Here is a 25,871-nt window from a genome sequence, read left to right on the forward strand (position 1 = left end):
CTCACTTCAACGGGAGATTCAGGCGTCTGGTCGGGCCTGGTGGACTCGGCAGCCATGGGTTCCCTCCTCGGTGGGCCTCCGCGGCGGAGTGCCTCCTCCATTGCATGCCCGGTGGGGTGGGCGCATCAACGGCGCATACGCGCGCGGCGACGCGCGGTGACGCGCAGTAATCCGCTGGCTCGTGCGCCGACTTCGCTCTACGGTGCGACGGTGACCCAGGTGATCGTGCTCAACGGCGGCTCCAGCTCCGGCAAGTCGGGTATCGCCCGCTGCCTCCAGTCCCTGCTCCCCGAGCCCTGGCTGACGCTCGGCACGGACACGCTCGTCGCGGCCATGCCGGCGTCCGGGGCGGGGATCGACTTCGGGGCGGACGGTTCGGTGACGGTCGGCCCCGCGTTCCGGGCGCTGGAGGAGGCGTGGATCGCGGGCGTCGCGGCGATGGCGGCGGCCGGGGCCCGGGTCGTCGTGGACGAGGTGTTCCTGGGCGGCGCCCGGTCGCAGGACCGCTGGCGTACGGCGCTACGTGACCTGGACGTGCTGTGGGTGGGGGTGCGCTGCGACGCCGACGTCGCGGCGGGCCGCGAGCTGGCGCGGGGCGACCGGGTCGCCGGGATGGCGGCGTCGCAGGCGGAGTTGGTGCACGAGGGCGTGACGTACGACGTGGTCGTGGACTCGGCGCGGGCCGAAGCGATCGAGTGCGCGCGGCAGATCGCGGCGCACGTCGACTGACGGCGTCCTCTTCGGTCTCCTGGCAGCCGGGGTCAGTCCTGGTGGACGACGTTCGTGCCGGGGCCGCCGGAGAGGGTGTCCCGGCCGGGGCCGCCGTACAGCGCGTCGTTGCCGCTGTTCCCGTACAGGGTGTCGTCGCCGCTGTTCCCGTAGAGGATGTCGTCGCCCTTGCCGCCGTACAGCCAGTCGTTGCCGGTCCCGCCGTGGATACGGTCGTTGCCGTCGTCGCCGGAGAGGTTCTGGTCGTCGGCGCCGCCGTGGATCACGTCGTTGCCCGGGCCGCCCGACACGGAACTCCCGTCTCCGTCGGCGTCGATCGTGTCGTTGCCGATCCCGCCCTGCACGACGGCTCCACCGCCGGTGGCGCGCACCGTGTCGGCGCCGTCGTCGCCCAGGACCACGGCGGCGGCCCCCACGCTGATGGTGTCGTCACCGGTGCCGCCGCGCACGGAGTTGCCGTCGACGTCGCCGCTGTCGGTCAGCTCGTCGACGCCGTCGCCCAGGTCGATCGAGGCGAAGTTGTAGGTCTGCCCGGTGGCGTTGTCGTACCGAACGACATCGTCGCCGTCCCCAAGGCCCAACTTCAGTGTGGCGTACGGGTCCTGGGTCTCCAGGGTGGTGACGGTGCAGGTGACCTTGGTGCGGTCAGCGGTGTCGGGGTACGTGCATCCGTCCCCGGCGTCGACCGGGACGACGTCGTCGATGACGTAGGTGATGTCGGCGGACCCCTCGGCCTTCGACGCGACGACGGCCACCTCGTTCACCTGGCCGGGGGCGGCCGTGTACAGGGCGAAGTGTCCGCTGGAGTCGAGCGCGGCGGTGGCGGCGGGTGTCGCGGCGGTGGCGGTCCCGGCCAGCGCGATCGGTGCGGCGGCGAGCGCGAGCGTCAGGGCCGAGGCGGTTACTAATACCCGGCGATTGATGAGGTGAGAGCGCATTACTGAACCTCCGTGGGGAGTATGTGATTCTCGCTTCCGATCACAAGTGACTCCGCGCGAATGCCATTGGTTGCACCCCGCATATACGTCTCCGTTGCCTCCCCCCATGCCACCCTGCCTGCATAGATGAGGGCCTGGACGGCAGTAGTACAGGTACCCGTCAGACACGCTTCGACGAAAGTTCACGCATTGCCGTGCAGGCCGGTCGATGGGGTTGCCGCACTTCCCTGCCGTACAGCAACCTGGCACCTGGCTGCACGAGTTGCACGAGTTGGTTGAGCCTTGGGGGATGTATGGGGCTGCGCATCAACAGGTCGTTCGGGGTCGCGCCCGGGGTTCGAAGACGAGCCGCTGATTCACCGGCGGCCATCCGCGCGGAGGCTTCCCTCGGCCCACTCATCGCACCCCGCCGGAACATCGCCGACGGATGGATAGCAGCCGACGAACACGGCCTCGTCCTGCACCGAGACCAGTGGGACGCCGTCCGGATCCCCCTGCCCCATCTCCTCACCGTGGAACTGAACGGCAAGGAACTGACCCTGAAGACGTCGGCCCCGCACACCTACCGCCTGAGGCTCACGACGCTTTCCGCCGCGCGGGATCTCCGTTTCGTGGAAATCCTGGCTCGTGCTGCGCGGCTGCCCAGGGTTGAGGTCGAGTGAATCCGCTGGCCACTGAGGCTCACGCCTCGAAGTCGTACTCCAGGATGTAGGAGGCGGCGTCCAGCGTCATTTCGTTGATCTCGACGGGGCGGCCACCTTCCGTGTACGCGGTCCGGCAGATGAGAAAAACCGGGGTCCCTGTGGACATGCTCAACTGTGTCGCCTCGTCCTTCGAAGGCATTCGTGAGCGGATCTCCTCGCGGAAGTGCACCGGCGGGTAGCCGAGTTCGGCGAGTCTGGCGTACGCCCCGCCCGGCCCGGTGTCCTCCTGGGTGATCGCGGTTCCGGTCACCAGGGACATGGGGAGATAGCTCGTCGCGAGCAGGACGGACTTCCCGTCCAGTACGAAGCGCCGGCGCCTCACGCACACCGTCTCCTCGGCGGCCAGGTCCAGGACGGCCCCGACGCGGTCGGGCGCGCTCTCCTCCACCACGGTGACTTGGTCGACCACCAGATTGCGGTCCTCGATGTCCGCCGACCAGATGGAGCGGCCGTTGCCCCACTGCTCTTGGGCAAGGCGCTGGATGCCTCGGCGCCGAAGCGGGCGGTACTCCCGAACAAACACTCCGGCACCCTTGCGCGCCTCGGCAACGCCTTCGTCCCGAAGGACGCCCAGGGCCTGACGTGCCGTCATGCGGGCCACGCCATATGTGGCCATGAGGTCGTTCTCCCCTGGAAGCCGATCACCAGGACCGTACTCGCCCGCCTGAATCGCCTCGCGCAGAGAGTCCGCGATCCGCTGGTACTTGGGCCGACGGTCGTTGTCGGTGTTGGCCATCCCGTAGGCCTCCTCTCATCTCTAGACACCTTAGGCCACGGGTTGACCGGTTGCTGGCTGCCCGTAGCCACGCTGACTGATGCCACAGATCCACTTGACCTCTCTAGAGACGTACACCACAGTGAGACGTGTCTAGAGAGGCTGCGCTGTGGCCTCCGAGTGAGGGACAGGTGCTTTGCATGACGTCGTTCGGGATCGATCCTCTCTCTGCGGAATCACCGGAGTCGCCGTGCCTCGGCGCGATGGCCTTGCACCCCGTCGCGGAGTCCGTGCCTCGGGCCCGGCGCTGGTTCCGTAAGTTCATCGCCCCCTACGACCAGGGGTGCCCGGTCGAGGATTGCGTTCTTCTGATCTCGGAACTGGTGACCAACGCCATCGTCCACGGCAAGTCGGACGAGCCCTGGATCGTCCGTGTGCGGTGGTTCCGCGTGGGCGCTTCCCTCCGCGTCGAGGTGCACAACCCGGGACTGCCGGAGAACGTGCGGCTCCGATGCCCCGAGGCCGACGACTCGCACGGGCGCGGGCTACTCCTGGTCGACTTCATCGCCGACTCATGGCACACCGGAGCCAGCCGCTTCGGCGGAACGGTGGTTTCCTCCGAGATCGCAGGCGTTTGGCAGTGAACCCAGCTGCGTACCTCCCCCGGGTTCTCGAAGGAGTACCGTTTTTCGTGGGTTGATCCGTGCCACGCCACACAGGAGACGCCTTCCACCCGTCGCCGAAGGAAGAGCCCTTATGACGACTGCTCCCAGCGGCTCCAGGGACGTTGTCCCCATGCCCGACAGGACACCAAAAGCACTCCGCGTTGCGATCGCCCAGCACGCGCCTCAGCTCCTGGTCGACTTCGACCGGCACTGGCGCCGTGACATCGCCGACGCCTACGACCTTGCGCCGGTGCCTGCCTTCATGGCGCGCTGGTGGGGGGAGTTCGCGCTTGCGCGCGACCCTCAGCTCGAAGCCAGGGTGCACGGCCTGGAGGATGCGGCCGACCAAGAACCTGATTACGCCCGCGCCAAAGCCTTGATCGAGGAAGCCGGCCGACTACGCCGCCAGGCTGCGAAGAGTGAGCCAGGCCAGTGACCGACGGATTCATGGGTCCCCCTTGGCAGGCTGACTGGACCAAGCAGGCGGAGGAGGATCGGGACGCTCTCCCTGACGCGGCGAGGTCCCTGGTCCTCGCCGCCCGCGCCGAACTCGTCACCACCGATGATCCCTATTTCCGGGGTGTCGACGCCGATCGTGACCTTCCGACCGGGATGAGCGTCGAGCCTGCCCAGTCCACCCGGCCCGGTGGCCAGCATGTTCTGTACTTCGACCACGGTAGGGGCTGGCTGCGCTACCAGTTCAGCAGGCGGAGTGCTGATCCGCAGATCGTGATCGAGGAGTGCTTCTGGCAGTGAGCCAGGGCCCATCTGGTTCGACGCGGCGTCGTCTTCGGCATTCAAGTCCGCCGCTATAGCCGCCGCATCTGACGCCCCGGAGCCGGCCCAACGGCAACGAGAAGCCCCCCACCAACGGAAAGTCGTAGGCAGGGGGCCCAAAAACGTGCGGGCTACTTCTTCTTGCCCTGGTTTTTGACCGCCTCGATCGCCGCCGCGGCCGCGTCCGGGTCCAGGTACGTGCCGCCCGGCTTCACCGGGGTGAAGTCCGCGTCGAGCTCGTAGGCGAGCGGGATGCCCGTGGGGATGTTCAGGCCCGCGATGTCGGCGTCGGAAATGCCGTCGAGGTGCTTGACGAGGGCGCGCAGCGAGTTGCCGTGGGCCGCGACCAGGACCGTCTTGCCCGTCAGGAGGTCGGGGACGATGCCGTCGAACCAGTACGGGAGCATGCGGACGACGACGTCCTTCAGGCACTCCGTCTGCGGGCGCAGCTCCGGCGGGAGCGTCGCGTAGCGCGGGTCGGAGAACTGGGAGTACTCGGCGTCGCGGTCGAGCGCCGGCGGCGGGGTGTCGTAGGAGCGGCGCCACAGCATGAACTGCTCCTCGCCGAACTCGGCGAGGGTCTGGGCCTTGTCCTTGCCCTGGAGGGCGCCGTAGTGGCGCTCGTTCAGGCGCCACGAGCGGTGGACGGGGATCCAGTGCCGGTCGGCGGACTCGAGGGCGAGCTGCGCGGTGCGGATCGCGCGCTTCTGGAGCGAGGTGTGGACCACGTCCGGGAGCAGGCCGGCGTCCTTCAGCAGCTCACCGCCGCGGACCGCCTCCTTCTCGCCCTTCTCGTTGAGGTTGACGTCCACCCAACCGGTGAACAGGTTCTTCGCGTTCCATTCGCTCTCGCCGTGGCGGAGGAGGATCAGCTTGTACGGTGCGTCGGCCATGGGCCAAGACTAATCGGCCCGCTCCGGGCATGCCGATCGAGTGCCCATCGAGTGCCGATCGAGATCCGATTGACGGTCGGCGTCAATTGAATGGCACGCGCGCGTACCCGGGTCGTAAGTTACGAAAACCTGCCGCGCCGCTTACATCACCCCCGGGGGACGCACCCATGTCAGTCACCGCGCTCAGACGTGCCGCCAGGGAGTCCGTCGCCGGGCTCCCCCGCGAGTTCTGGTGGTTGTGGACCAGCACTCTGGTGAACCGGCTCGGGGGCTTCGTCCTTACCTTCCTCGCGCTCTACCTGACCGCCCAGCGCGGGTTCTCGGCCGCGTACGCCGGTCTCGTCGCCTCGCTGATCGGGCTCGGCGGGGTCATCGCGTCGGTGCTCGGCGGGGTGCTCGCCGACCGGCTCGGGCGCCGGCCGACGCTGCTCGGCGCGCAGCTCGCGACGGCCGCGACCGTCGCGGTCCTCGCCTTCGTGCGCGACCCCGTCGGCATCGCCGTCACGGGCATCGCGCTCGGCCTCGCCTCGAACGCGTCGCGGCCCGCGATCCAGGCGATGATGGCCGACATCGTGCGCCCGGAGGACCGGGTGCGGGCCTTCTCGTTGAACTACTGGGCGATCAACCTCGGGTTCGCGGTCTCGTCCGTGTACGCCGGGTTCCTCGTCGCACAGAGCTATACGCTCGGCTTCCTCGTCGAGGCCGGGATGACGCTCGCCTGCGCCTGCGTCGTCTTCGTGAAGGTGAAGGAGTCGCGGCCCGAGCGGGCCGTGACCGCCACCGGAGCCGACGCGGCGCTGCCGAAGCCGGTCACCATGGGGACCGTGTGGCGCGACCGGCGGTTCATGCTCATGGTCGGTCTGTCCTTCCTGGTCGCGGTCGTGTTCACGCAGAGTTCGGTCGGTCTGCCGATCGTGATGGGTGCGGAAGGGCTGTCCAGCTCGGACGTGGGGCTCGTCGCCGCGGTGAACGGTGTCATCATCGTCGCCCTGCAGATCCCGCTGACCCGGTTCATCGAACGCCGGGATCCGGGACGGCTGTTGACCGTCTCCTCGCTCCTGATAGGCGGCGGCTTCGGACTCACCGCGTTCGCCGGGTCCCTCGGCACGTACGCGCTGACCGTGGCGGTGTGGACGCTGGGCGAGATGGTCAACGCGCCCACCCAGTCGGGGCTCGTCGCCCGCCTCGCCCCCGCGGAGGGGCGTGGCCGCTGCCAGGGCGTCTACACGATGTCGTGGTCCGCGGCCGCTCTCGTCGCGCCGCTGGCCGGTGGCTGGGTGCTCGACTCCGCGGGTGCGCGCTGGCTGTGGGCGGGATGCGCGGCGCTCGGCACGGTGACGGCGGTCGGGTACTGGCTGCTGATGCGCGGGCTGCCGGGGCAGGAGCCGGCCGGACCGGTGGCCGCCGCCCCCAGGACCGTGGACCCCGAGACCATGAACCCCGGGGTCGTGGACCCCAAGGACGTGCGCCCCGGGGCCCTGAACCCCAGGCCCCTGGCCCCCGGGCCCGTAAGCGCCGCCCCCGCGGAGAACGCCCCCGCTTGACCGGACCGCGCGATGGGTACGGGAGGGTACATGGCCGACGTCTACCGGACCGACGAGCCGCCCAGAACGCTCGTGGGCGGTGTCGAGGTCTCCGTGCCCAACAGCATTCCCGCGATCCGTGCGGCGCTTCCGCTGCGGCGCCGCACGGAGTTCGACCAGGACATCAACGCGGCGGGCGTCGGCGAGATCCACGCCGTCATGCGGCACTGGATGCTGGAGGCCGTGCCCGACCCCGAGGCCGACGCGATCCTCGCCCGCCTCGCCCGGGACGAGGCGGAGAGGCGGGGCCCGGCTTGAGCCGTCGCCGCAGGCGCAGCGCCTGCCGAATCGCGTACGCCCCGCCCGCCGACGACACCCTGGCCAAGATGGCGAACCCGGACGGGTTCCGCGCCGAGATGGCCCGCACCCTCTCCGCCGACCCGTACGGGCACGGCTCCAGCTCGGTCGCCGGTGAGCGCGACCGCCGCGAAGCGACGATCGGCGGGGCGATCCTCCTCTACTACGTCTCCGGGTCCGTGCTCACCGTCACCGTCGTGCGGATGGTCGCCCTCGGGTAGGGCTCAGCTCAGCTCAACGCGCGTTGGGCCTCGTACAGGTTGGCCGGGCGGACCGTGTGCGTCGTCCCGTACAGCTCCAGGCGGGAGTTGAGGCTGCCCGTGAAGTCCGGTATGTCGGTCTGGCCGAACTCGCGGACCGTGTTGACACCGACCGTCGCGCTCCACGGCGCGAGCCCGTCGATCTTCATCAGGCCCGCCCGCTCGTTGGTGACCCTGATGTTCCAGTGGGTGAAGCGTGCGCCGAACAGCGGGCCCGCGGAGGCGTCGCCGCCGTGCTGACCGTCGTTGACGACCGTGATGTCCGTGCGGACGTTGGCGAACGGCATGCCGCGGTGGGAGTCGAAGGTGCCCATCTCCATCCGGCCGCGCGACCAGACGTTGTACGAGGAGAGGCCCTCCACGTTGATGCCGTGCAGCTGCGTGCCCGTGGGCGCCTCGACGGTGCGGCGCTCGATCGCGAAGTCCTCGACCAGGTTGTCGTGCGAGCCCTCGCGGCAGAAGTACGGGTGGTGGACGCCGCGCCCGCCGACCCTGGTGCGGCGCAGGGTCGAGGCCGAGGCGGCGACGAACCCGAAGCCGTTGTCGACGTTCCACACCGTGACGTCGTCGACCCAGCAGTCGTACGCGCACTGCAACGCGACGCCGTTGTAGCCCTTGTCGAGCAGGTGCTGCGCCTGCGGGGTCGCCACCGCTTCGAGGGTCAGTCCCTCGACTCCCGCGCCGGTCAGGGCGGTGACGTGGGTGGTGATCCGCGGGTCCCACTCCGGGCGTACGTCGAGGGGCAGCGGGCGCTCGAAGGTGACCCGGTTCCGCTTCACCGAGGCGATGCGTACGGGCCACTCGTAGGGGACGTACGAGGTCAGCTTGGTCTTGTCGTCCCAGTAGTAGGCCTCGGGGCCCGGGCCGCCGCCCGCCATGTGCTCCAGGAGCGTGTGGTCCGCGTCGTCGGCGAGGCGGAGCAGGACCAGGTCGCCGCCGCGCAGCCGTGAGGTGTCCGCGACGGTGACCGACCAGGCGCCCCGCCGCGCGGGCTCGACCGTCGTCAGGGTCTCCCACTCGTCGCGCTTGTTCCCGGTCCAGCCCTCGAACGGCCAGGCCTTCGCCCTGATCGCGTCCGTCAGCGTCCGGAACCGGGCTTCGGGGCAGAGCCAGATCAGGCCGCCGGCCCAGGACCAGGACGATTTGGTCCCGCCGTAGCGGGAGCCGTAGGCGCCGATGAGCTCGGTGAGGTTCCTGGTGGCGTACAGCTTGGTGCGGCCGCTGCCCGCGCCCCTGAGCACCACGTCGTCGTGGCCGATGTGGATCAGGTCGTCGATGCGGTACGTGCCTGGCCGCAGCTGCACCGTGCCCCCGCCGGCCCTTCCGGCAGCGGCGAGGGCACGGTTGATCGCGGGGGCGCTGTCGGTCACGCCGTCGGCAGCCGCGCCGTAGGACTCGGGCCGCAGGACGCGGCCCGGGCGGTGGGATGGGCGGCGGCCCGTGCGGTGGCCGGCGCGGCCGACGTACGGGATGTGGGGGTGGGTGTAGGGGGCTCGGGTGAACTCCCGCCAGATGGGCGGGACTTGGCCCTGTGCGCCACGGGTTTCGGCGCCGCCGAGGCTACGGGTCTCGGCGCCGCCGACTTGTGCGCTCGCCGCGGCGGTTGCGGTTCCGGTCGAGATTCCGGTCGAGATTCCGGTCGAGATTCCGGTCACCGCGGTGGCCGCCACCGCTGTCGCCCCGCCCAACACGCTGCGTCTGCTGACATCCCGCACCGCTGCCACCCTTCGCCGACGTCCGCATATATGAACTTCGTTCACGTAAGCGCCGGGCGTGAGCATGCCACGGAGACCTCGGGCGCGGAAGAGGTCGCGCAACGGTCAACCAGGAGAGGAGGACCAGAGGGAGAGGTCGCCTACTTGGACTTGGAGGAGGACTTGGAAGGGCGCTCGATCAGATGCGTGAACGCGTCCAGGTTGCGCGTGGATTCGCCGCGCGCGACCCGCCACTCGTACTCCTTGCGGATCGCACTCGCGAATCCGAGCTCCAGGAGGGTGTTGAACGCGCCGTCGGCCGCTTCCAGGACCGAGCCGAGCAGCCGGTCGAGTTCGTCGGGCGTGACGGCGCCGAGCGGCAGCTTGCCGGTGACGTAGATGTCGCCGAGCTGATCGACCGCGTAACTCACGCCGTACAGGCGCAGGTTGCGCTCCAGGAGCCAGCGGTGGACCCCGCCCTCGTTCTCGTCCGGGTGGCGGATCACGAAGGCGTTCAGGGACAGGCTGTGCTGTCCGAGGCGCAGCGAGAGCGTCGTGGAGAGCTTGCGGGTGCCGGGCAGCTTGACCACGTAGGAGCCCGGCTGCGGGCACTCCCACTCCAGCTCGGCGTCCTTGAGCGTCGCCTCGACGATCTCCGCGGGCTGGGGGCGGTCGGCCTCGGGAAGGTCGGCCGCGGGGCGGTCGGCCTTGGGGTGGTCAGCCATGGTGCGAGGGTACGTGACGGCGGTGTTCCTGCATGGCGGCGGTGTAGACGTCGGCCGTCGCCGAGGCCGCTGTGTCCCAGCCGAAGTCCTTGGCGTGCCGGGCCGCCGCGGCGCCCATGGTGTCCACGAGGTGGGGATGGTCGGCGAAGTCGCGCAGCACGCGCGCGTAGTGGGCAGGTTCGTGGCCGTCGACCAGGAAGCCGGTCTCGTCGTGCCGTACGGCTACGGGGAGGCCGCCCACGGACGCGGCGAGGACGGGCGTCCCGGCGGCCTGCGCCTCTATGGCGACGAGCCCGAACGACTCGTTGTAGGACGGCATCACCAGCAGGGACGCGGCACGGAACCAGTCCGCGAGCTGGTCCTGGCCGACCGGCGGATGGAAGCGGACGACGTCCGCGATGCCGAGCCGGGCGGCGAGCTTCTGCAGGGCCGCGGGCTTGGCGAGGCCGCTCCCGCTGGGCCCGCCGACCACCGGCACGAGGATCCGCGAACGCAGCTCGGGCCGCTCGTCGAGCAGCACGGCGACGGCCCTGAGCAGGATGTCGGGGGCCTTGAGGGGCTGGATGCGGCCGGCGAAGAGGGGAATCAGGGCGTCCTGCGGCAGGCCGAGCCGGGCGCGGGCCGCGGCGCGTCCGTCGGCGGGGCGGAAACGCTCCAGGTTCACGCCGGGGTGGACGACGGCGACCTTGCCGGGCTCCGCCTCGTAGTGCCGGATCAGCTCGCCGGCCTCTTCGGAGGTGTTCGCGATGAGCCGGTCGGCGGCGCGCACGATCTGGGTCTCGCCGATGACGCGGGCGGGGGGCTCGGGGGTGTCGCCCTCGGCGAGCGCCGCGTTCTTGACCTTGGCCATGGTGTGCATGGCGTGTACGAGGGGCACGCCCCAGCGCTCGGCGGCCAGCCAGCCGACATGCCCGGACAGCCAGTAGTGCGAGTGCACGAGGTCGTAGTAGCCGGGCCGGTGGCCGGCCCAGGCCTGCATGACGCCGTGGGTGAAGGCGCACAGCTGGGCCGGCAGCTCTTCCTTGGCGAGGCCTTCGTAGGGGCCCGCGTCGACATGGCGGACCAGGACGCCGGGGGCCAGCTCCACCTCGGGCGGCAGACCGCCGGTGGTGGCGCGGGTGAAGATCTCGACCTCGATGTTGATCGCGGCCAGGCGCTTGGCCAGCTCCACGATGTAGACGTTCATGCCGCCCGCGTCGCCCGTGCCCGGCTGGTGCAGCGGGGAGGTGTGCACGCTGAGCATGGCGATCCGGCGCGGGCGCCGGGGGCCGCCGGGGAACCTCAGCCGGGCGGGAGGAGCCCCGGAACGGCGGAACCTGGTCACGTACTGGCTCACGTGGCGGGCCCTCCTCAATGGGGCGTTCAAGCGGTACAGCGGGCACGGCTCGGAGAGGGCAGAGGCCCTCGTCCAAGGGCGGCAACGCCGGAGCAGTCCGCTCCATTTCCAGTTTGCCGAATCATTACCGTCCGGGCCTCAACCAAAATCACTTCCCGCGCAACGCATACCCTCGTAGCCATGAGCCCGCGTACCCCTTCCCGCCCTGTGGGAACAGTGACGCGAGGGACCACCAACCCGAACCGCCTGCGCCGCATGGACCGCTGGATCGCGGCCACGCACGGGGCCGCGCTGCGCCGCGCCGACGACCCGCTGGCGGTCGACCTCGGGTACGGGGCGGCGCCCTGGACGGCCGTGGAGCTGCTCGCCCGGTTGCGTGAGACCGCGCCCCACGCGCGCGTGGTCGGCATCGAGATCGAACCGGCGCGGGTCGCGGCCGCGAAGCCGTACGAGAGGGACGGGCTCACCTTCCGGCACGGCGGCTTCGAGCTGCCCCTCGCGACGCCGCCGGTACTGATCCGCGCCGCGAACGTGCTGCGCCAGTACGACGAGGAGCAGGTCGCCGGGGTCTGGGAGCGGCTGTGCGGGCGGCTCGCGCCGGACGGCCTCCTGGTGGAGGGCACCTGCGACGAGATCGGGCGCCGGCACGTGTGGGTGGCGCTGGGTCCGGCGGGCCCGCGCACGGTGACTTTCGCGACCCGGCTCGGCTCCCTGCACGCCCCCTCCGACCTGGCCGAGCGGCTGCCCAAGGCGCTGATCCACCGCAATGTGCCGGGCGAACCGGTGCACGCCTTCCTGCGGGACTTCGACCGGGCGTGGGCGGCGGCCGCGCCCTACGCCTCCTACGGGGCACGGCAGCGCTGGATCCGTACGGCGCGGGCCCTTGCGGAGGACTGGCCCGTGGTGGACGGGCCTGCGCGGTGGCGGCAGGGCGAACTGACCGTGACCTGGGACGCTTTGGCGCCGCGGACGTAGTTCGCCGCCTGGACGGCCACTTCTCACCCCACGCTCACCCCGTGCTCACCCCACGATCGCTGCGCGCGGGGAACGATCATCGCGCGCCGTTCGTCACACCGTGCGGGGTCTGTCGTATTGGGCGCTCACGTGGCACGATCCCCGGAGCACGCGGATGTTACTGACGGTAAATCAGGTTTGTTTCGGCTGTGGGGGCGGAGCGGAATGAGCAAGCGGAGCACGACGACGATGGCGGCCGTGGCGCTGGTGTGTGCCGTGACCGTACTGACGGCGCCGGGCGTGGCCCACGCGGCACCGACCCCCGATCCGACCCCCTCGGGCTCACCTTCGGGCTCCCCCTCCGGCGCTGCCGCCGGCACCCCCTCAACTGCTCTGACCAGCAGTGACCTTGAGGCCGTACGCAAGAAGATCGAGAAGCTCTACCACGACGCGGCGGTCGCCACCGACGAGTACAACGCGGCGGAGGAGAAGGCCGACAAGCAGTCCGTCCAGATCGTGAAGCTGGCCCAGAAGATCGCGGCGGGCCAGACGAAGCTGGACCGCCTCAAGGGCGGCGCGGGCGCGGCGGCCCGCGAGCAGTACCGCTCGGGCGGGATCCCGCCCGAGGCCCGGTTCATGCTCTCCGGCGACCCGCAGCAGTTCCTCGACAACGCGGGCCGGATGTACCAGGGCCAGAAGGCCACCAAGAATCTGCTGACCGAGCTGACCCGCACACAGAAGGACCTCGCCGGATACGCCGAGGAAGCCTCCGCCAAGTGGAAGGACCTGGAGGAGGGCCGCAAGAAGAAGGCCGCGGCGAAGAAGAAGGTCGAGAAGCAGATCAAGCAGGCGCAGACGCTGGAGAGCAAGCTCGAGACGAAGGAGCGCGAGCGGCTCAAGAAGCTGGAGGAGGAGGCCGAGCAGAAGGCGCAGACGGCCTGGCTCTCCTCGGGCGTCCTGAAGGAGATCGACGGCAAGGCGACGAAGGCCGGCAAGGAAGCCGTGCAGTTCGCCACCGCCCAGCTGGGCAAGCCGTACGTGTGGGGCGCCGAGGGCCCGAAGTCGTACGACTGTTCGGGGCTGACCTCGCAGGCGTGGGCGGCGGCCGGTAAGCCCATCCCGCGCACGTCGCAGGAGCAGTGGAAGCAGCTCAAGCACATCGCCGTGGAGAACATGCGCCCCGGCGACCTGATCATTTACCACGACGACGCCAGCCATGTCGGGATGTACATAGGCGACGGCGCGATCATCCACGCGCCGCGTCCCGGGCGGACCGTGACGGTCGCGGGGGCGGGGTCGATGGTGATACTCGGGGTCGTACGACCCGACGCGTGACGCCTGGCCGGCGGGGGGCGGGCCTTTTTGACGCCGGGTCGGTGAGGGGGCTCCCGTCTGCTGGGCGGGGGTGGTCACGCCGGTGCGGGTGGGGTGTGGCTGGTCGCGCAGTTCCCCGCGCCCCTTACCAGGGTCGTCTCGCCCGTGCCGGTGGGATGTGGCTGGTCGCGCAGTTCCCCGCGCCCCTGACGGGGCAGTGCGTCGGGCTCCTGGACGGGGCAGGGCGTCACGGTGCCCCGACGGGCAGGGCGTCACGGTCCCCCGGCGGGGCTGGCGCCGCGGTGACCTGGGGCACGTGACCCACCGCACTCGGGCCGTCGCGGTTCCGGGGCGCCGGCGTGATGTTCGTCATCCCCCGGCCGGGCAGCCCTACCCGGAACCTGCCCAAATCCGGTACCGCTTGCGGCATATGACGCTGGCTGTTTGCGGTTCACCATTCCGTTGAAGCGCCGGGTACCGCTAAGGTCCCCGTCTGGTGGACGAGGACCTTCGTCCCACCGCGCCCTCGGGGGAGGGAAGGAACCGAGCGATGCCCGTACCCGTACCGCGGCAGAGAGCCATCCCCGCCGTGGAAGGTGGTCAGGCTCACGCTGCGCCGACTACTCCGACCACTTCGACACCGTCAGCAACATCAGTAACGTCAGCAAAGTCAGCAGCTGCAACCTCAGCGACCACGCAGTCCGCGGAGTCGCCCCGGCAGAAGACCGACCACGACCGTCCGGCCTCCGGCCAGTCCGCCCTGACGCTCCTGGTCATCGAGGACGACCCGGCCGGGTCCCTCAGCATCCCGGAGATGCCCGACGCCGCCGGCCGGCCGATCCGCGTGCGCACCGCCCGCAACCTCACCGAGGCCGAGCGGCTGCTCACCCATGACGTCAACTGCGTGCTGCTCGACCTCGCCCTGCCCGCGCCCGGTTCGAAAACCACCGCCGCCGCCGCCGACCCCGAGGCTGGCACCGACGAGCTGGAGACCCTGCGGCACGTGCTGCGCCTCGCGCCCCGGCACGCCGTACTCGCGCTGACCACGTCCGGCGACGCCGAGCGCGCCGCCGAGGCGGTCCGCGTCGGCGCCCAGGACTACCTGTTCCGCGACGAGCTGGACGCACGCCTGCTCGGCCGAGCCGTCCGCTACGCCGTCGAGCGCAAACGCGCCGACATCGCCCAGCGCAAGCTCACCGAGTCCCGCATCCGCGCACAGGAGAACGCCCGCCTGGAGCGCGGCCTGCTGCCGACCCCGCTGCTCGAAGGCTCGCCCCTGCGCTTCGCGGCCCGCTACCGGCCCGGCCGCTCCCGCGCGCTGCTCGGCGGCGACTTCTACGACACGGTCCGCACCCCGGACGGCACGGTCCACGCGATGATCGGCGACGTCTGCGGGCACGGCCCCGACGAGGCGGCGCTCGGCGTCGAACTGCGCATCGCCTGGCGGGCGTTGACATTCGCGGGCCTGTGCGGCGACGAGCTGCTCTCCACGCTCCAGCAGGTCCTGGAGCACGAGCGGGAGAGCGACGAGATCTTCGCGACGCTGTGCACGGTGGACATATCGCCGGACGGCCGCCGCGCGGGCCTGTGCCTCGCGGGCCACCCGTCGCCGCTGATCGCGAGCCCGGGACGACCGGCGGCGCTGCTCCCGTACGAGAACAGCGGCCCGGCCCTCGGGCTGCTGCCGAAGGCCCGCTGGCCGCGTATGCAGGTGGAGTTGGGGGCGTCCTGGAGCCTGATGCTCTACACGGACGGCCTGATCGAGGGCCGGATCGGCGAGGGCAACCAGCGGCTCGGCCAGGAAGGCATGCTGGAGCTGATCCGTCGCCGCCGGGCCGACGGCCTGGGCGGCGAAGAGCTCCTGGAAGCGGCCATGAACGAGGTCCGCGACCTCAACGGCGGCGACCTGACCGACGACGTGGCAGTACTGCTCCTGGACCGCTGACCTGGGACTTCCGCGGATTCAGCGTCCGCCGTTGTACGGGCCGTACGGTCCGTCGCTGCTGGAGCCGCGCCCCTTGCGGCCCCCGCCGCCGGAGATCTGCCGGACGGCGGGCCGTACGTCCACCATGTACACGATGGTCGCGATGAGCCCGATGATCGGCAGGAACGACAGGATCGGGAACAGCAGGTTCACGACGAACGCGAGCCCGAGGATGACCAGCCAGAACGGCTTGGTCTTCTTGTCCGCCGCGCGGTAGGCGTCCTCACGGCGGATGGCGGCGTCGAAGAGCGCGAAGCCGCTGAAGACGATCAGCGCAAGGCTCAGCAGCCACATCACATTGGCGAACCCCTGCATCAGCACTACGCCACCACCAAAATCGTCTTCATGAACGGTCCCACGGGCACGGTCCCACGGGCCTGCGGCCACCGTACCCGGACAACGAGCCGGACACGCGCTGCGTGCCCGGCTCGTGACACCCGCCTTATTCCGTGTCCTTCTTGACGGTGGTCGCCTTCTTGGCCGGAGCCTTCTTGGCGGTGGCGGCCTTCTTCGCCGGCGCGGCCTTCTCCCCGGTGGAGGCCCCGGCCTCCGCCTTGGGCTCGGGGTCCGGCTCGACGGCCACGGCGATCTCGTTGATCTCCTCGGCGGCCTCGCCGCGCCACGCCTTCACGGCCTCCTCGCCGTGCTCGGCGACCTTCTCGTAGGTCTCGCGTGCCTTGACGGCGGCCTCGGCGGCGAGACCGACCCCGCGCAGGGCGAAGTCCTGGGCACTCTCGCCGAACTTCTTCAGGTCGGTGTCGATGGCGGCGACGAACTCGGTCACCTTCGCGGTGACGGTGGCCTGCGCCTCCTTGGCCCGCGCGGCCGCCTTGTCCTGCACGTCCTTGGGATCGGTGTTGCGCACCGCCTCGAAGCGCGCGGGCGCCTCGGCCCGCAACTGCTCGACCAGGCCCGGAACCTTCTTGGCCTGCTGGTACGCCAACTCGGCGGTACCCGCGGCGAAGTAGAGCGGGGTCGGGTCGGAGAAGGTCTTGCGCAGGTCGTCCTTGATGGCCATGCGTGGTCCTCCCGGATCACATCTACTGCTTGCTCGAGGGCTCGGCATCGCCGCCGGCACCTTCGCCGGCGCTGTACCCGTTCTCATGCCTGAATGACTCGTAGATCTGCAACAGGACTTGCTTCTGGCGTTCGTTGAGGGAGGGGTCGGCGAGAATCACCGCACGTGTCTCCACCTCGTCCCGCTCCCGCTCCGCGTCGAGGATGCCGGCGCGCACGTACAGCGTCTCCGCGGAGATCCGCAGTGCCTTGGCGACCTGCTGGAGCACTTCCGCGCTCGGCTTGCGCAGTCCGCGCTCGATCTGGCTCAGATACGGGTTGGACACACCGGCCGCTTCAGCGAGTTGACGGAGCGACAGCTGTGCGGTGCGACGCTGTTCGCGCAGATACTCGCCGAGACTTCCGACGTTGAGCGATGCCATGCGTCGATACTGCCGCACCCGCGCTAACTATTGCAAGCGACTGCTTGCAAAAGTGTTCCAGGCCACTGATCGCCGGGGCGGGCCACGCGTACCGGTATAGTAATGCCGGTATTGTTATTGGCTACGCAAGATGGCTGCGTGAGATGGCTACGTGAGAAGGGCGCCACATGATCGAGATCCTCAACCCCACCCTGCTGGCCCGGGCGAAAACCACCGGCGCCCTGGTCGGGGACATCCTTCAGACGCTGAAGAGCCGCGCCACGGTCGGCACGAACCTGCTGGACATCGACCGGTGGGCCGAGAAGATGATCGTCGAGGCGGGGGCGACGTCCTGCTACGTCGACTACGCGCCGTCCTTCGGCCGCGGCCCGTTCGGCCACTACATCTGCACGGCCGTCAACGACGCCGTGCTCCACGGCCTGCCCCACGACTACACGCTCGCCGACGGCGACCTGCTCACCCTCGATCTCGCCGTCTCCAAGGGCGGAGTCGCCGCGGACGCCGCCATCAGCTTCATCGTGGGCGTCACGAAGCCCCCGGAGAGCGTCGCGATGATCGATACGACCGAGCGCGCGCTGGCCGCGGGGATCGCCGCTGCCGGCCCCGGCGCGCGTATCGGCGACCTCGCCCATGCCATCGGTACGGTCCTCAGCGAGGCGGGGTACCCGATCAACACCGAGTTCGGCGGCCACGGCATCGGCTCGACGATGCACCAGGACCCGCACGTCCCGAACACCGGAGTGCCCGGCCGCGGCTACAAACTGCGCCCCGGACTGCTGCTGGCGCTGGAGCCGTGGGTCATGGCGGACACCGCTCAGCTCGTCACCGACGACGACGGTTGGACGCTGCGAAGCGCGACCGGCTGCCGGACCGCGCACAGCGAGCACACGATCGCCATCACCGACGACGGAGCCGAGATCCTCACCCTGCCGAAGGCGTGACCGGGACGAGGGTCAAGTACGTGATGCCGAGGACACCGCGGTAGCCGTCGGCCCAGGACGACCGCTGGCGGTCGACGCGTTCGCGGGTCCCGGCGGCGAGCGGGTGGTCCGGGTTCGCGGCGAGCCAGAGTTCGGTGTCGTGGCGGTAGCCGGACTCGAACTCCTCCCACTCCTCGCGGCTCGCCGACTCGATCCAGGCCGGCCGGAAGCCCGACTCGACGGCGAGGTCGACGAGCGGGCCGAGCCGCAGATGATCGCTCGCCTGCGCCCCGGGCCACATGGCCGCGAGTTCGTCGTCCGTCGGGGCGCGGTCCCAGAAGCCCTCGCCGAGGACGACCCGCCCGCCCGGGCGCACCAGTCGGCGCAGCTCACGCAGGACGACGGCCGGATCGTACGGCTGCCCGGGGTCGCACAGCGCCTGGCCGGCGCCCAGGCAGAGCACCGCGTCCACGGGCCCGTGCGCCGTGCCCAGAGCCGACTCCTCCAGGAACTCGACCCGTCCGGCCAGTCCGCGCCCCTTCGCCAGGTCCCGGCCCCTGGCCAGGTCCTCGGCGTTGATGTCGAGGCCCACGCCCGTCGATCCCGGGACGGACTCCAGGACGCGGAGCAGCAGTTCGCCCCAGCCGCAGCCGATGTCGAGGACGGTGGCGGGCGAGGCGGCGGCGAGCCGCGCGACGATGCGTTCGGCGCGGGCCTCGGAGAGCGGCCCGTGGAAGCTCAGGCTGCCGAGACGCGGAGGAAGGTCGGAAGTGGCCATGGCGGCACAGTAGTTCGCCCCGATGAGCGTGCCGAGCGAATTGATTCCGCCCCGGCCGGACCGGGCCGCCCGCCCCGAGCCTGGTACCGCGGCCCCGCGGCTTTACCCCGATCGGCCGCACACCTCGTCTCACTCACACGATCGGGTAGCCCGTCCGCCGCTCCGCACCGCCTCACGTCCCCCACCGGCGCAGCATGAGAGCGCGAGCACCACGTACGCACCGAGTCGGCGCCCGAGGAGACACACGTCCATGAGCACGAACCCCGCAGTTCCGCCGGAGTCGTCAGGCCCGGCAGCCGCACCAGTTCCGTCGGAGTCGTCAGGCCCGGCAGCCGCACCAGATCCGTCGGATCCATCGCAGTCGTCGTATTCGTCGGCGTATCCGTCGGCGTCGTCGGAGTCGTCAGATCCGTCGGAGTCGTCAGATCCGTCGGAGTCGTCAGATCCGTCGCCGTCTTCCGGTACCTGGACGGACGCCGAACTCGGCGCGATCGGCGCCGCCGAGGAACTGGAGATCGCCTCGTTGCGGCACGACGGCATCACCCTGGGCGGCAGCCGCACCGTCTGGGTGGTCCGGGTGGGCGACGACCTCTACGTCCGCTCCGTCAACGGCCCCGGCTCCGACTGGTACCACGCGAGCCGCGCCCGCGAGGCCGGCCGTATCTCGGCGGGCGGCGTGACCCGGGAGGCCACCTTCCAGACCGTCGCCGACCCGGCTCTCAACGACGCCGTCGACCAGGCCTACCGCCACAAGTACAGCGCGTACGCCGCCCGCGTCCTCGCCCACATCACCAGCGACTCGGCCGCCTCCACCACGATGCGGCTGCTGCCGCACTGACCGGGGCCCGCTCCGCCGACCGGCCAGAAGGCGGCTACCCCACCCGCTCGTCGTCCGCTACGTGTACCTCCCGCTCGGTCCGCGGCACTTCCCGGGCCCGCCCCGACGCCGCCCAGGCCCACACGACCGGCAGCAGCAACAGTACGAACGCGGCCGCGAACGCCGGGAGCCGGCCGGTCGAGAGGGCCGTGGCCGCGCTGAACAGGGCCGAGGCAAGTGCCAGTACGAGGGTCTGGCCGAGGTTCTGCGAGGTCTGCATCGCGCTGCTCGCGTAGCCCTGCCGGTCGGCCGGGGCATGGGTCAGGGAGAGCAGGGTCAGGGAGGGCGCCGCCAGGCCCATCCCGACGGCCGCCAGGACCATGGAGGACACCGCTGAGGCCGCGGGTACGGCCGGCAGCGTGCAGAGCGCGGCCAGGACCACCGCCACCGCCATCACCCCGGCAAGGACGGCGACGCCGAGTGCCATGCCGATCTGCCGGGTGGTGTTGAAGAGGCCGGAGGCGAGCCCCGCGTCCTCCTCGAACGCGGCGGACATGCCGAGCCCCGCCGGCGCGGGCAGCACGGGCCCGCCACCGGAGACCGGCAGCATCACGGGGAGAGGGCGCCCGCGAGCAGCACCTGCCGCTCCCCGAACCGGGCGGCGAGGCGTGCCGAAAGGCCGAGCGAGACCACCCCGATCATGAGTGCGGCGGGCAGCATCGCGAGTGAAGAGGGTGCCGATGATGCCGAGTCCGACGGCGGCGGCCATGGCGCTGTCGGCGCCTTGCAGGAACCGGGCGGCGAGCAGCACGCCGGGGCCGGTGGCGAACCCCGCGAGGAGCGAGGCGGCGGTGAACACGGCGGTGCCCGCGAGGAACATCCGCTTGCGCCCGATGAGGTCACCGAGCCGTCCGGCGAGCAGCAGCAGGCTGCCGAAGGCGATGAGGTAGGCGTTCACCACCCGACTCAGGCCGGTGGGTGTGAAGCCGGGGTCGCTCTGGATGGCGGGCGTCGCGACGGTGACGATGGAGCCGTCGAGAATGATGATCAGAGTCCCGGCGGCGATGACACCGAGGGCGAGCCGGCGGGAGCGGCCGCGTGAAGCCGCGGGTATGGGCGCCGACTCGGGCGCGGGGAACCGCGCGACCAGCCAGGCACAACCCCGCGCGGGGAACTGCGCGACCAGCCCCGCACAACCCGCCCCCGCAAACCACCCTCTCCCCCGCCCACGAGAGGGCGCAATCCCCACCCCGGGCAACAGAACTGCGGCCTAGAGCCCACCCGCAGGGAACGGCAGCGGCCGCCCATGCACCACGTCCAGCCGGGAGACCGCCCGGGTCAGCACCACATACAGCCGCTCCATCCCCCGCGCCTCCGCCTCCACGACGGCGGCCGGTTCGACGGCGACGACGTGGTCGTACTCCAGCCCCTTGGCGAGGCCCGCGCCCAACACGGTGACCCGCGCCCCGAGTTCCTCGGGCCCCGCCGTCGCCACACCCGCGGCGGCCAGCGCCTCCCGTACCCGGTCCACGTCCCGTTCCGCGGCGATCACCCCCACCGACCCCTCGTACGCGAGCGCCCGCCGCACGGCCCCGACCACGCCGGCCGTCACGTCGTCGGCCCGCGAGATGCGCAACTCCCCGTCCCCGCGCAGGGACCGCGCGGCAGGCACGTCGACGTCGATGCGTTCCAGGACCCGGTTGGCCAGTGCGACGACGGCGGCCGGTACCCGGAACCCGGTCGTCAGCGGCACCACCTCCGCGTCCGGCTTGCCCAGGTGCCCCAGCAGCTCGCCCCAGCTCCGCGCCGCCCAGGGCGTCGTCCCCTGCGCCAGATCACCGAGCACCGTCAGCGAACCGAAGGCGGCACGCCGCGCGACGGCCCGCGCCTGCATCGGCGACAGGTCCTGTGCCTCGTCGACGACGATGTGCCCGTACCCCTCGGGGTGTTCGAGCAGCCCGGCGATCTCGTCGAGCAGGACGAGGTCGGCGGCGGACCACTTGGCGGACTTGTACGAGCGCGGGGGCCGGGCCCAGAGCAACGCCTTCTGCTCGTCCCCGTCCAGCACACCGTCCGCGGATCGCGCCAACTCCCGCTCATTGGAAAGCAGTTGACTGAGCACCTCCTCCGCCCGGACCCGGGGCCAGACCGCATCCACGTACGCGCTCATCGCACGCGAACGGCCGATCTTCTGCACCCAGAGGCTCGTCGCCGTCACGCCCCGCCGCTCGGCCCGCTCCTGGATGTACCGCACGGCCCGGCTGCGCACGCGCTCGCGCCCCACGGCGTACGGGGGCTCCTCCGCGCGTACGCCGTCGACGATCTGCCGCAGTTCGGCGAGCGGGACCCGCCACCGGTACGACCCGTCCGGCACGGCCAGCGCGTCGTCGAGGCCGTCCGCCGAGACCCGGCGTACAGCGCGCGCCGCACCACGACCGCCATCCGCACATCGTGTTTGACGACGGCGGCGGCCTCGTCGTCGTGCCCGCGCACCTCGCCGTGCGCGACGAGTTCCTCGACGGTCGACTGGCGCACGCCGCTCTCGCCGAGCGCGGGCAGCACGGCGGAGATGTAGGAGAGGAAGGTGCGGTTGGGCCCGAGGACCAGGAGGCCGCCGCGCTGGATGCGTCCCGGGAACGTATAGAGCAGGTACGCGGCCCGGTGCAGGCCCACGGCGGTCTTGCCGGTGCCGGGCGCGCCCTGCACGCACAGCGAGGTGGCGAGCCCTGCGCGTACCAGGTCGTCCTGGTCGGGCTGGATGGTGGCGGCGATGTCCCGCATCGGGCCGACCCGGGGCCGTTCGATCTCCCCGGCGAGGATCCGGCTGCCGGCGCCCGCTTCCCCGACGACCCCCGCACCCCCGGTGATCCCCGCATCCCCGGCGGCGAGCCGCTCGTCCTCCATGCCGGTCAGGTCCGCCGACTCCCCGCGGCTGCCCGGCGCCCAGCCGAACCGGCGGCGTACGTCCACACCCTGTGGATCGTTGGCGCCCGCCTGGTAGAACGCCCGCGACACCGGCGCCCGCCAGTCGACCACGAGGGGCGGGGCCGCCGGATGCTCGGTGATGCGCAGCCGCCCGACGTGATAGCTCTGCCCGGCGTGCTCGCCGGAGGCCCCGAAGTCGAGCCGGCCGAAGAACAGGGGCCCTTGCGGAAGCTCGTGAAGTTCCTTGGCCTGACTGCGGAGTTGGTATCCGAGAACCTCGGCGTCGGCGCCGGACGCCGAGGCGTGCTCGCCGATGACGACCTGTTCGTCGGCGCCCTCGATCATGGCGGTGAGGGCGGCTCGGCAGGTGTCGTGGAATCGGCGTTCGGCATCGAGGGAGGGCTGGCTCATGCAACCACGGTAACGAAAAAACGTAACCGAGTCACATTATTTACCCAGTCACTTCTGACGCCGGTGCCACCTACTACCGGTCATCCCTACTACCGGTCACCCCTACTACCAGTCACCCCTGTTACCGGTAACCCCTGCGACCGGTAACCCCTGCTACCGGTGCCCGGCGTCGATCAGCGACGCGCCCCGCGCCCACCGAGCCGCTGCGGCAACCCGCCCGCCAGCTGCCCGAACCCCAGCTCCGCGGCGCGCACCGCATCCGCCTCGATCGCGTCGGCCGCCTCCCCGTCCCTGATCCGCCGTACGTTCTCCTCGGCCAGGATCCGCTGCACCGCCACGATCTGCCCGGCGGCGAGCCGCGCCTCGGCGTCCGGTCCCCCGAGCGCCTCGGCCAGTGCCCGCTCCGACGCCTCCTGGTACCCGTACAACCGCGCCACCAGGGACGGCGTCCCGTACAGCAGCCGCTGGTAGGCGAGGATCGCCGGGTGGTCGCACAGCCCCGTCACCGGGTCCCGCCGTTCGAGACCCGCCAGGAAGTGCCGCCGCAACGCCTCCAGTGGCGCCTCCCCCGCCGGCCGGCCCGCCACGACCCGGGCCGCCTCGTCCTCGTGATCGGCGAACCGGTGCAGGACGAGGTCCTCCTTGGCCGCGAAGTACCGGAACAGCGTCGGCTTGGACACCTCCGCCGCGGCGGCGACCTCCGCCACGGACACCTTGTCGTACCCCTTCTCCAGGAAGAGCCGCACAGCGGTGTCGGAGAGAGTCTGCCGAGTCCGCCGCTTCTTGCGCTCCCGCAGACCGGGCTCGGGGTCGGGCTCGGGGTCGGGCCTGGGGGCGGGGTCGGGGGTGGGGTCGGGGGTGGGGGTGGTCATGGAGAGGAGGGTACGCAGATCGGGCCCGGCCGGTTCACACCTGCCCGGGCAACGGCGTCCTGCGCCAACTCGGTGGGGCGGAGACCCCCCACCTGCTGTCGAAGAACACGCGCCACTCCTTGACCAGACCTGCGGCGGAACCGCCGCTGTCCGCTACGGACACCCTGGTCAGGGACGTGTCGGCGCCCGACGGGTCACGGAACTCCGCGCCGTCCAGGAACCTGACCGTGGCCGCGTCATAGAAGCCGTACAGCACCGTCTCCTCGTTCAGGATGACCAGCTTCACGTCGGGGATACCGTCGTACACCTGGTACTCGCACGTGATCCGGCGAGCGGACCGCACGGACGGGTGCAACCCGTCGACCATGCTCTGCACATCGGTGGCGACGGACCTGCACTTGGCCTCGATCGTGCCCCGGAAGCCTCTGTCGTCGACGGCCCTCCCGTTCACCAGCTTGGAAGGCACAAGTCTCGGCTTGCTGAAGTCCGGCACGAGGATCCGGATCCGGACCCCGTTGTCCTGGCCCGCGCCGCCCGCCAGAGTGCGCAGCCCCTGTCCGATCTCGTGCAACAACGTCTCACCGGTGTAGCCCAGGACGCAGATGTCGGTCTTCCCGGTCCCGAACGCCGCCACGACCTCGTCGCCGAAGCCGCGCATGGTCGCCGCCGTCACCGTCCGACTGTCCCGCGCTTCCAGCGCGGCGGTGAGCTTCTTGATGGCTTCGTACAGTACGAAGGCGACGAGGCTGAGCAGTGCACCGCCGACGGGCGTCTTGTCCGCGATCGCGTCCCCGACCGGATCCACGAAGCCCGCGACCAGACCCGTGACGACAAGGCCGAGCAGCAGCGCCCGCATGGCCCACAGCTCGTACCGCTCCTGGAACGTGGTCCACCAGCCTCTGTCGCCGACGCCTCTGCCGCCCCCGTTGCGAGTCATGACGTCATGGTCACCGAACCGGGTCCGACGTGACAAGGACCCCTACTTCACGAGGAGTTCACTGCATGGACCGGTCCTTGCGCAGCCAGCTGTCCAGGGCCGCCGCGATGGTCCGGGCCGACGGAACGGAGTGGATACCCAGAGGCGCGGCACCCCGCAGGAGAACGCCGCGCAGCTTGCGCGCCGCCTCCGGCAGCCGGGCCGCGCGGGCCCTGGCGTCCGCCACTTCCACCAGCGTCAGCGCCGCCCTGATGACGTCGGTGAACACCGACTGCGCCCGCTTGTAGTCGAGCAGCATGGGCAGATCCTCGTCCAACCCCCGCGCGCCCTCCTCCCTCAGCACGTCACGCCACAGCTCGGTGACCCGGCGCCGCTGGGGCTCCGGGTAGCGCATCAGATGAAGGTGAGTCGCCAGGTCGTACAACGGGTCGCCGAAGATGGCCAACTCCCAGTCGATGACCCAGAGTTGTCCCGCTCCGTCGAGAATCAGGTTCTCGCGGTGCAGGTCGGCGTGGAGGAGGGTGAACGGCCGGCCGTGCAGGTCGGCGGCCCGCTCCCGCAGGTACTTGAAGGCAACCTCATGCACCCCCAGTGCGGCGAAGAGAGCGCCGTACTCGTCCTGGTGTTTCTGGAAGACGTGCACTTCCGTGAAATGGATGAGCCGTGTCAGGAAGCCCGCGGAGTCCCCGTCCGTCGCCCTGTCCTCCGGCTCGCACACACACCTCACGGTCACGGAGGCGGGCCGGATCCCCGCCAACTGGCGTACGACCTCCAGGATCTGCCGGACGAGCGGCTCCGGCACAGCCGTCCCCGCTCTGTAGCGGGATCCCAGCGTCACCCCCTCGACGAACCGCTGCAGCCGAACGCCCTTGGTCTCGATGAGTTCAGGAACCCGCTCGACCCGGCCGTTCAGAGCCTCGACGACGACCTCTTCCGAGGCGAAGCAACGCCGGTCGAACCAGAGGAGACCCTGCCTCGGCTCCCGGCACTTCCAGCGGACGGCTTCCGTGCCCGCACCGGGGGCGGCGAGGGTGATGACGTAGGTCTCGTGATGGTGGCCCTTGAGCGGCCCCTCGATCTTCGGCCCGCCCCTGTTCAGGGCGGTCGCCGTGCGCCTGGCTGCCGAGGTCGCTTCCCATGCCATCGTTGTTTCTTCCACCTGATCCGGCACCCGTGTCACACCAATGCTGGTGCACGCTACTCC

The 25,871-nt window shown here is 70.8% G+C and carries 26 protein-coding genes and 2 pseudogenes; 13 read left to right on the forward strand and 15 right to left on the reverse strand.

Annotation, left to right across the window (positions count from 1 at the left end):
• Positions 1 to 219: 219 nt before the first annotated feature.
• Positions 220 to 729 carry a chloramphenicol phosphotransferase CPT gene (cpt, locus tag ABD366_RS04680; protein WP_324767136.1) on the forward strand — a complete coding sequence of 170 codons (510 nt, stop codon included), beginning with the start codon at positions 220 to 222 and terminating at the stop codon, positions 727 to 729.
• 32 nt (positions 730 to 761) lie between these two features.
• Here cpt and ABD366_RS04685 read toward each other — a convergent pair whose 3' ends face one another.
• A complete protein-coding gene (locus ABD366_RS04685) occupies positions 762 to 1,667 on the reverse strand; it encodes a calcium-binding protein (RefSeq protein WP_324767105.1) in 906 nt (301 codons plus the stop codon).
• A 293-nt stretch (positions 1,668 to 1,960) separates the two neighbouring features.
• Here ABD366_RS04685 and ABD366_RS04690 point away from each other — a divergent pair, with 293 nt between their 5' ends.
• Complete coding sequence (locus ABD366_RS04690; protein ID WP_324767104.1) at positions 1,961 to 2,329, forward strand: hypothetical protein; 369 nt, start codon at positions 1,961 to 1,963, stop codon at positions 2,327 to 2,329.
• A 19-nt stretch (positions 2,330 to 2,348) separates the two neighbouring features.
• Here ABD366_RS04690 and ABD366_RS04695 read toward each other — a convergent pair whose 3' ends face one another.
• On the reverse strand, positions 2,349 to 3,107 hold the full coding sequence (locus ABD366_RS04695; protein WP_324767103.1) for a GntR family transcriptional regulator: 759 nt from the start codon (positions 3,105 to 3,107) through the stop codon (positions 2,349 to 2,351).
• Positions 3,108 to 3,286: 179 nt separating this feature from the next.
• On the opposite strand from ABD366_RS04695, the gene ABD366_RS04700 reads away from it, so the two are divergent.
• The 3 genes from ABD366_RS04700 to ABD366_RS04710 all read left to right on the forward strand — a co-directional run bounded on the left by ABD366_RS04700 (position 3,287) and on the right by ABD366_RS04710 (position 4,507).
• Positions 3,287 to 3,730, forward strand: a complete 444-nt coding sequence (locus tag ABD366_RS04700; RefSeq protein WP_344441126.1) for an ATP-binding protein — start codon at positions 3,287 to 3,289, stop codon at positions 3,728 to 3,730.
• A 151-nt stretch (positions 3,731 to 3,881) separates the two neighbouring features.
• Positions 3,882 to 4,187, forward strand: a complete 306-nt coding sequence (locus ABD366_RS04705; RefSeq protein WP_324767100.1) for a hypothetical protein — start codon at positions 3,882 to 3,884, stop codon at positions 4,185 to 4,187.
• Entirely contained in the window at positions 4,184 to 4,507 is a 324-nt protein-coding gene (locus tag ABD366_RS04710) for a hypothetical protein (protein WP_324767099.1), read from the forward strand. The genes ABD366_RS04705 and ABD366_RS04710 overlap by 4 nt, the downstream gene beginning before the upstream one ends.
• A gap of 152 nt (positions 4,508 to 4,659) precedes the next feature.
• Here the strand turns inward: ABD366_RS04710 and ABD366_RS04715 are convergent, their stop codons facing one another.
• Positions 4,660 to 5,421 (reverse strand): phosphoglyceromutase, encoded by a 762-nt coding sequence (locus tag ABD366_RS04715; protein WP_324767098.1) that lies wholly within the window; start codon positions 5,419 to 5,421, stop codon positions 4,660 to 4,662.
• Between the two features lie 167 nt (positions 5,422 to 5,588).
• Between ABD366_RS04715 and ABD366_RS04720 the strand changes: the two genes are divergently transcribed.
• From ABD366_RS04720 to ABD366_RS04730, 3 genes are all read left to right on the forward strand, one after another.
• Positions 5,589 to 6,965 (forward strand): MDR family MFS transporter, encoded by a 1,377-nt coding sequence (locus ABD366_RS04720; RefSeq protein ID WP_324767097.1) that lies wholly within the window; start codon positions 5,589 to 5,591, stop codon positions 6,963 to 6,965.
• Between the two features lie 30 nt (positions 6,966 to 6,995).
• Positions 6,996 to 7,262, forward strand: a complete 267-nt coding sequence (locus ABD366_RS04725; RefSeq protein ID WP_324767096.1) for a hypothetical protein — start codon at positions 6,996 to 6,998, stop codon at positions 7,260 to 7,262.
• 68 nt (positions 7,263 to 7,330) lie between these two features.
• A complete protein-coding gene (locus ABD366_RS04730; RefSeq protein ID WP_324767135.1) occupies positions 7,331 to 7,522 on the forward strand; it encodes a hypothetical protein in 192 nt (63 codons plus the stop codon).
• Between the two features lie 8 nt (positions 7,523 to 7,530).
• Here the strand turns inward: ABD366_RS04730 and ABD366_RS04735 are convergent, their stop codons facing one another.
• The 3 genes from ABD366_RS04735 to mshA form a co-directional block, all read right to left on the reverse strand.
• Entirely contained in the window at positions 7,531 to 9,342 is a 1,812-nt protein-coding gene (locus ABD366_RS04735) for a glycosyl hydrolase family 28-related protein (RefSeq protein WP_324767094.1), read from the reverse strand.
• Between the two features lie 74 nt (positions 9,343 to 9,416).
• Entirely contained in the window at positions 9,417 to 9,980 is a 564-nt protein-coding gene (locus ABD366_RS04740) for a type III secretion system chaperone family protein (RefSeq protein WP_324767093.1), read from the reverse strand.
• The gene (gene mshA / locus ABD366_RS04745) at positions 9,973 to 11,316 is read right to left on the reverse strand and encodes a D-inositol-3-phosphate glycosyltransferase (RefSeq protein ID WP_324767092.1); all 1,344 of its coding nucleotides are present in this window, start codon (positions 11,314 to 11,316) and stop codon (positions 9,973 to 9,975) included. Before mshA ends, ABD366_RS04740 begins: the two co-directional genes overlap by 8 nt.
• Before the next feature lie 180 nt (positions 11,317 to 11,496).
• Between mshA and ABD366_RS04750 the strand changes: the two genes are divergently transcribed.
• The 3 genes from ABD366_RS04750 (at position 11,497) to ABD366_RS04760 (ending at position 15,529) form a co-directional block, all read left to right on the forward strand.
• Positions 11,497 to 12,291, forward strand: a complete 795-nt coding sequence (locus ABD366_RS04750; protein ID WP_324767091.1) for a class I SAM-dependent methyltransferase — start codon at positions 11,497 to 11,499, stop codon at positions 12,289 to 12,291.
• A 204-nt stretch (positions 12,292 to 12,495) separates the two neighbouring features.
• A complete protein-coding gene (locus ABD366_RS04755) occupies positions 12,496 to 13,605 on the forward strand; it encodes a C40 family peptidase (RefSeq protein WP_324767089.1) in 1,110 nt (369 codons plus the stop codon).
• Positions 13,606 to 14,134: 529 nt separating this feature from the next.
• Positions 14,135 to 15,529, forward strand: a complete 1,395-nt coding sequence (locus tag ABD366_RS04760; protein ID WP_324767088.1) for a PP2C family protein-serine/threonine phosphatase — start codon at positions 14,135 to 14,137, stop codon at positions 15,527 to 15,529.
• Positions 15,530 to 15,547: 18 nt separating this feature from the next.
• Here ABD366_RS04760 and ABD366_RS04765 read toward each other — a convergent pair whose 3' ends face one another.
• The 3 genes from ABD366_RS04765 to ABD366_RS04775 form a co-directional block, all read right to left on the reverse strand.
• Positions 15,548 to 15,883, reverse strand: coding sequence for a DUF2516 family protein (locus ABD366_RS04765; protein WP_324767134.1), 336 nt, complete (start codon positions 15,881 to 15,883; stop codon positions 15,548 to 15,550).
• A gap of 127 nt (positions 15,884 to 16,010) precedes the next feature.
• A complete protein-coding gene (locus ABD366_RS04770) occupies positions 16,011 to 16,586 on the reverse strand; it encodes a hypothetical protein (protein ID WP_324767087.1) in 576 nt (191 codons plus the stop codon).
• Between the two features lie 22 nt (positions 16,587 to 16,608).
• Entirely contained in the window at positions 16,609 to 17,007 is a 399-nt protein-coding gene (locus ABD366_RS04775) for a helix-turn-helix domain-containing protein (protein ID WP_324767086.1), read from the reverse strand.
• Positions 17,008 to 17,174: 167 nt separating this feature from the next.
• Here ABD366_RS04775 and map point away from each other — a divergent pair, with 167 nt between their 5' ends.
• Positions 17,175 to 17,948, forward strand: coding sequence for a type I methionyl aminopeptidase (gene map, locus ABD366_RS04780; protein WP_324767084.1), 774 nt, complete (start codon positions 17,175 to 17,177; stop codon positions 17,946 to 17,948).
• On the opposite strand, the gene ABD366_RS04785 is transcribed toward map, so the two are convergent.
• On the reverse strand, positions 17,929 to 18,705 hold the full coding sequence (locus tag ABD366_RS04785; RefSeq protein ID WP_324767083.1) for an SAM-dependent methyltransferase: 777 nt from the start codon (positions 18,703 to 18,705) through the stop codon (positions 17,929 to 17,931). The genes map and ABD366_RS04785 overlap by 20 nt on opposite strands.
• Before the next feature lie 250 nt (positions 18,706 to 18,955).
• On the opposite strand from ABD366_RS04785, the gene ABD366_RS04790 reads away from it, so the two are divergent.
• Positions 18,956 to 19,543 (forward strand): DUF2255 family protein, encoded by a 588-nt coding sequence (locus tag ABD366_RS04790; RefSeq protein ID WP_324767081.1) that lies wholly within the window; start codon positions 18,956 to 18,958, stop codon positions 19,541 to 19,543.
• 688 nt (positions 19,544 to 20,231) lie between these two features.
• On the opposite strand, the pseudogene ABD366_RS43430 reads toward ABD366_RS04790, so the two are convergent.
• From ABD366_RS43430 to ABD366_RS04815, 5 genes and pseudogenes are all read right to left on the reverse strand, one after another.
• Positions 20,232 to 20,636: pseudogene (locus ABD366_RS43430) on the reverse strand (MFS transporter); the annotation flags it as partial.
• 156 nt (positions 20,637 to 20,792) lie between these two features.
• Positions 20,793 to 22,858 (reverse strand): annotated as a pseudogene (locus ABD366_RS04800) (HelD family protein).
• 173 nt (positions 22,859 to 23,031) lie between these two features.
• Positions 23,032 to 23,730 carry a TetR/AcrR family transcriptional regulator gene (locus ABD366_RS04805; protein ID WP_324767080.1) on the reverse strand — a complete coding sequence of 233 codons (699 nt, stop codon included), beginning with the start codon at positions 23,728 to 23,730 and terminating at the stop codon, positions 23,032 to 23,034.
• A 34-nt stretch (positions 23,731 to 23,764) separates the two neighbouring features.
• The gene (locus tag ABD366_RS04810) at positions 23,765 to 24,667 is read right to left on the reverse strand and encodes a hypothetical protein (RefSeq protein WP_324767079.1); all 903 of its coding nucleotides are present in this window, start codon (positions 24,665 to 24,667) and stop codon (positions 23,765 to 23,767) included.
• 58 nt (positions 24,668 to 24,725) lie between these two features.
• Positions 24,726 to 25,811, reverse strand: coding sequence for a phosphotransferase (locus ABD366_RS04815; RefSeq protein ID WP_324767078.1), 1,086 nt, complete (start codon positions 25,809 to 25,811; stop codon positions 24,726 to 24,728).
• Positions 25,812 to 25,871: the final 60 nt, after the last annotated feature.

This window comes from Streptomyces kunmingensis, from assembly GCF_039533535.1.
Classification (GTDB): Bacteria; Actinomycetota; Actinomycetes; order Streptomycetales; family Streptomycetaceae; genus Streptomyces; species Streptomyces kunmingensis.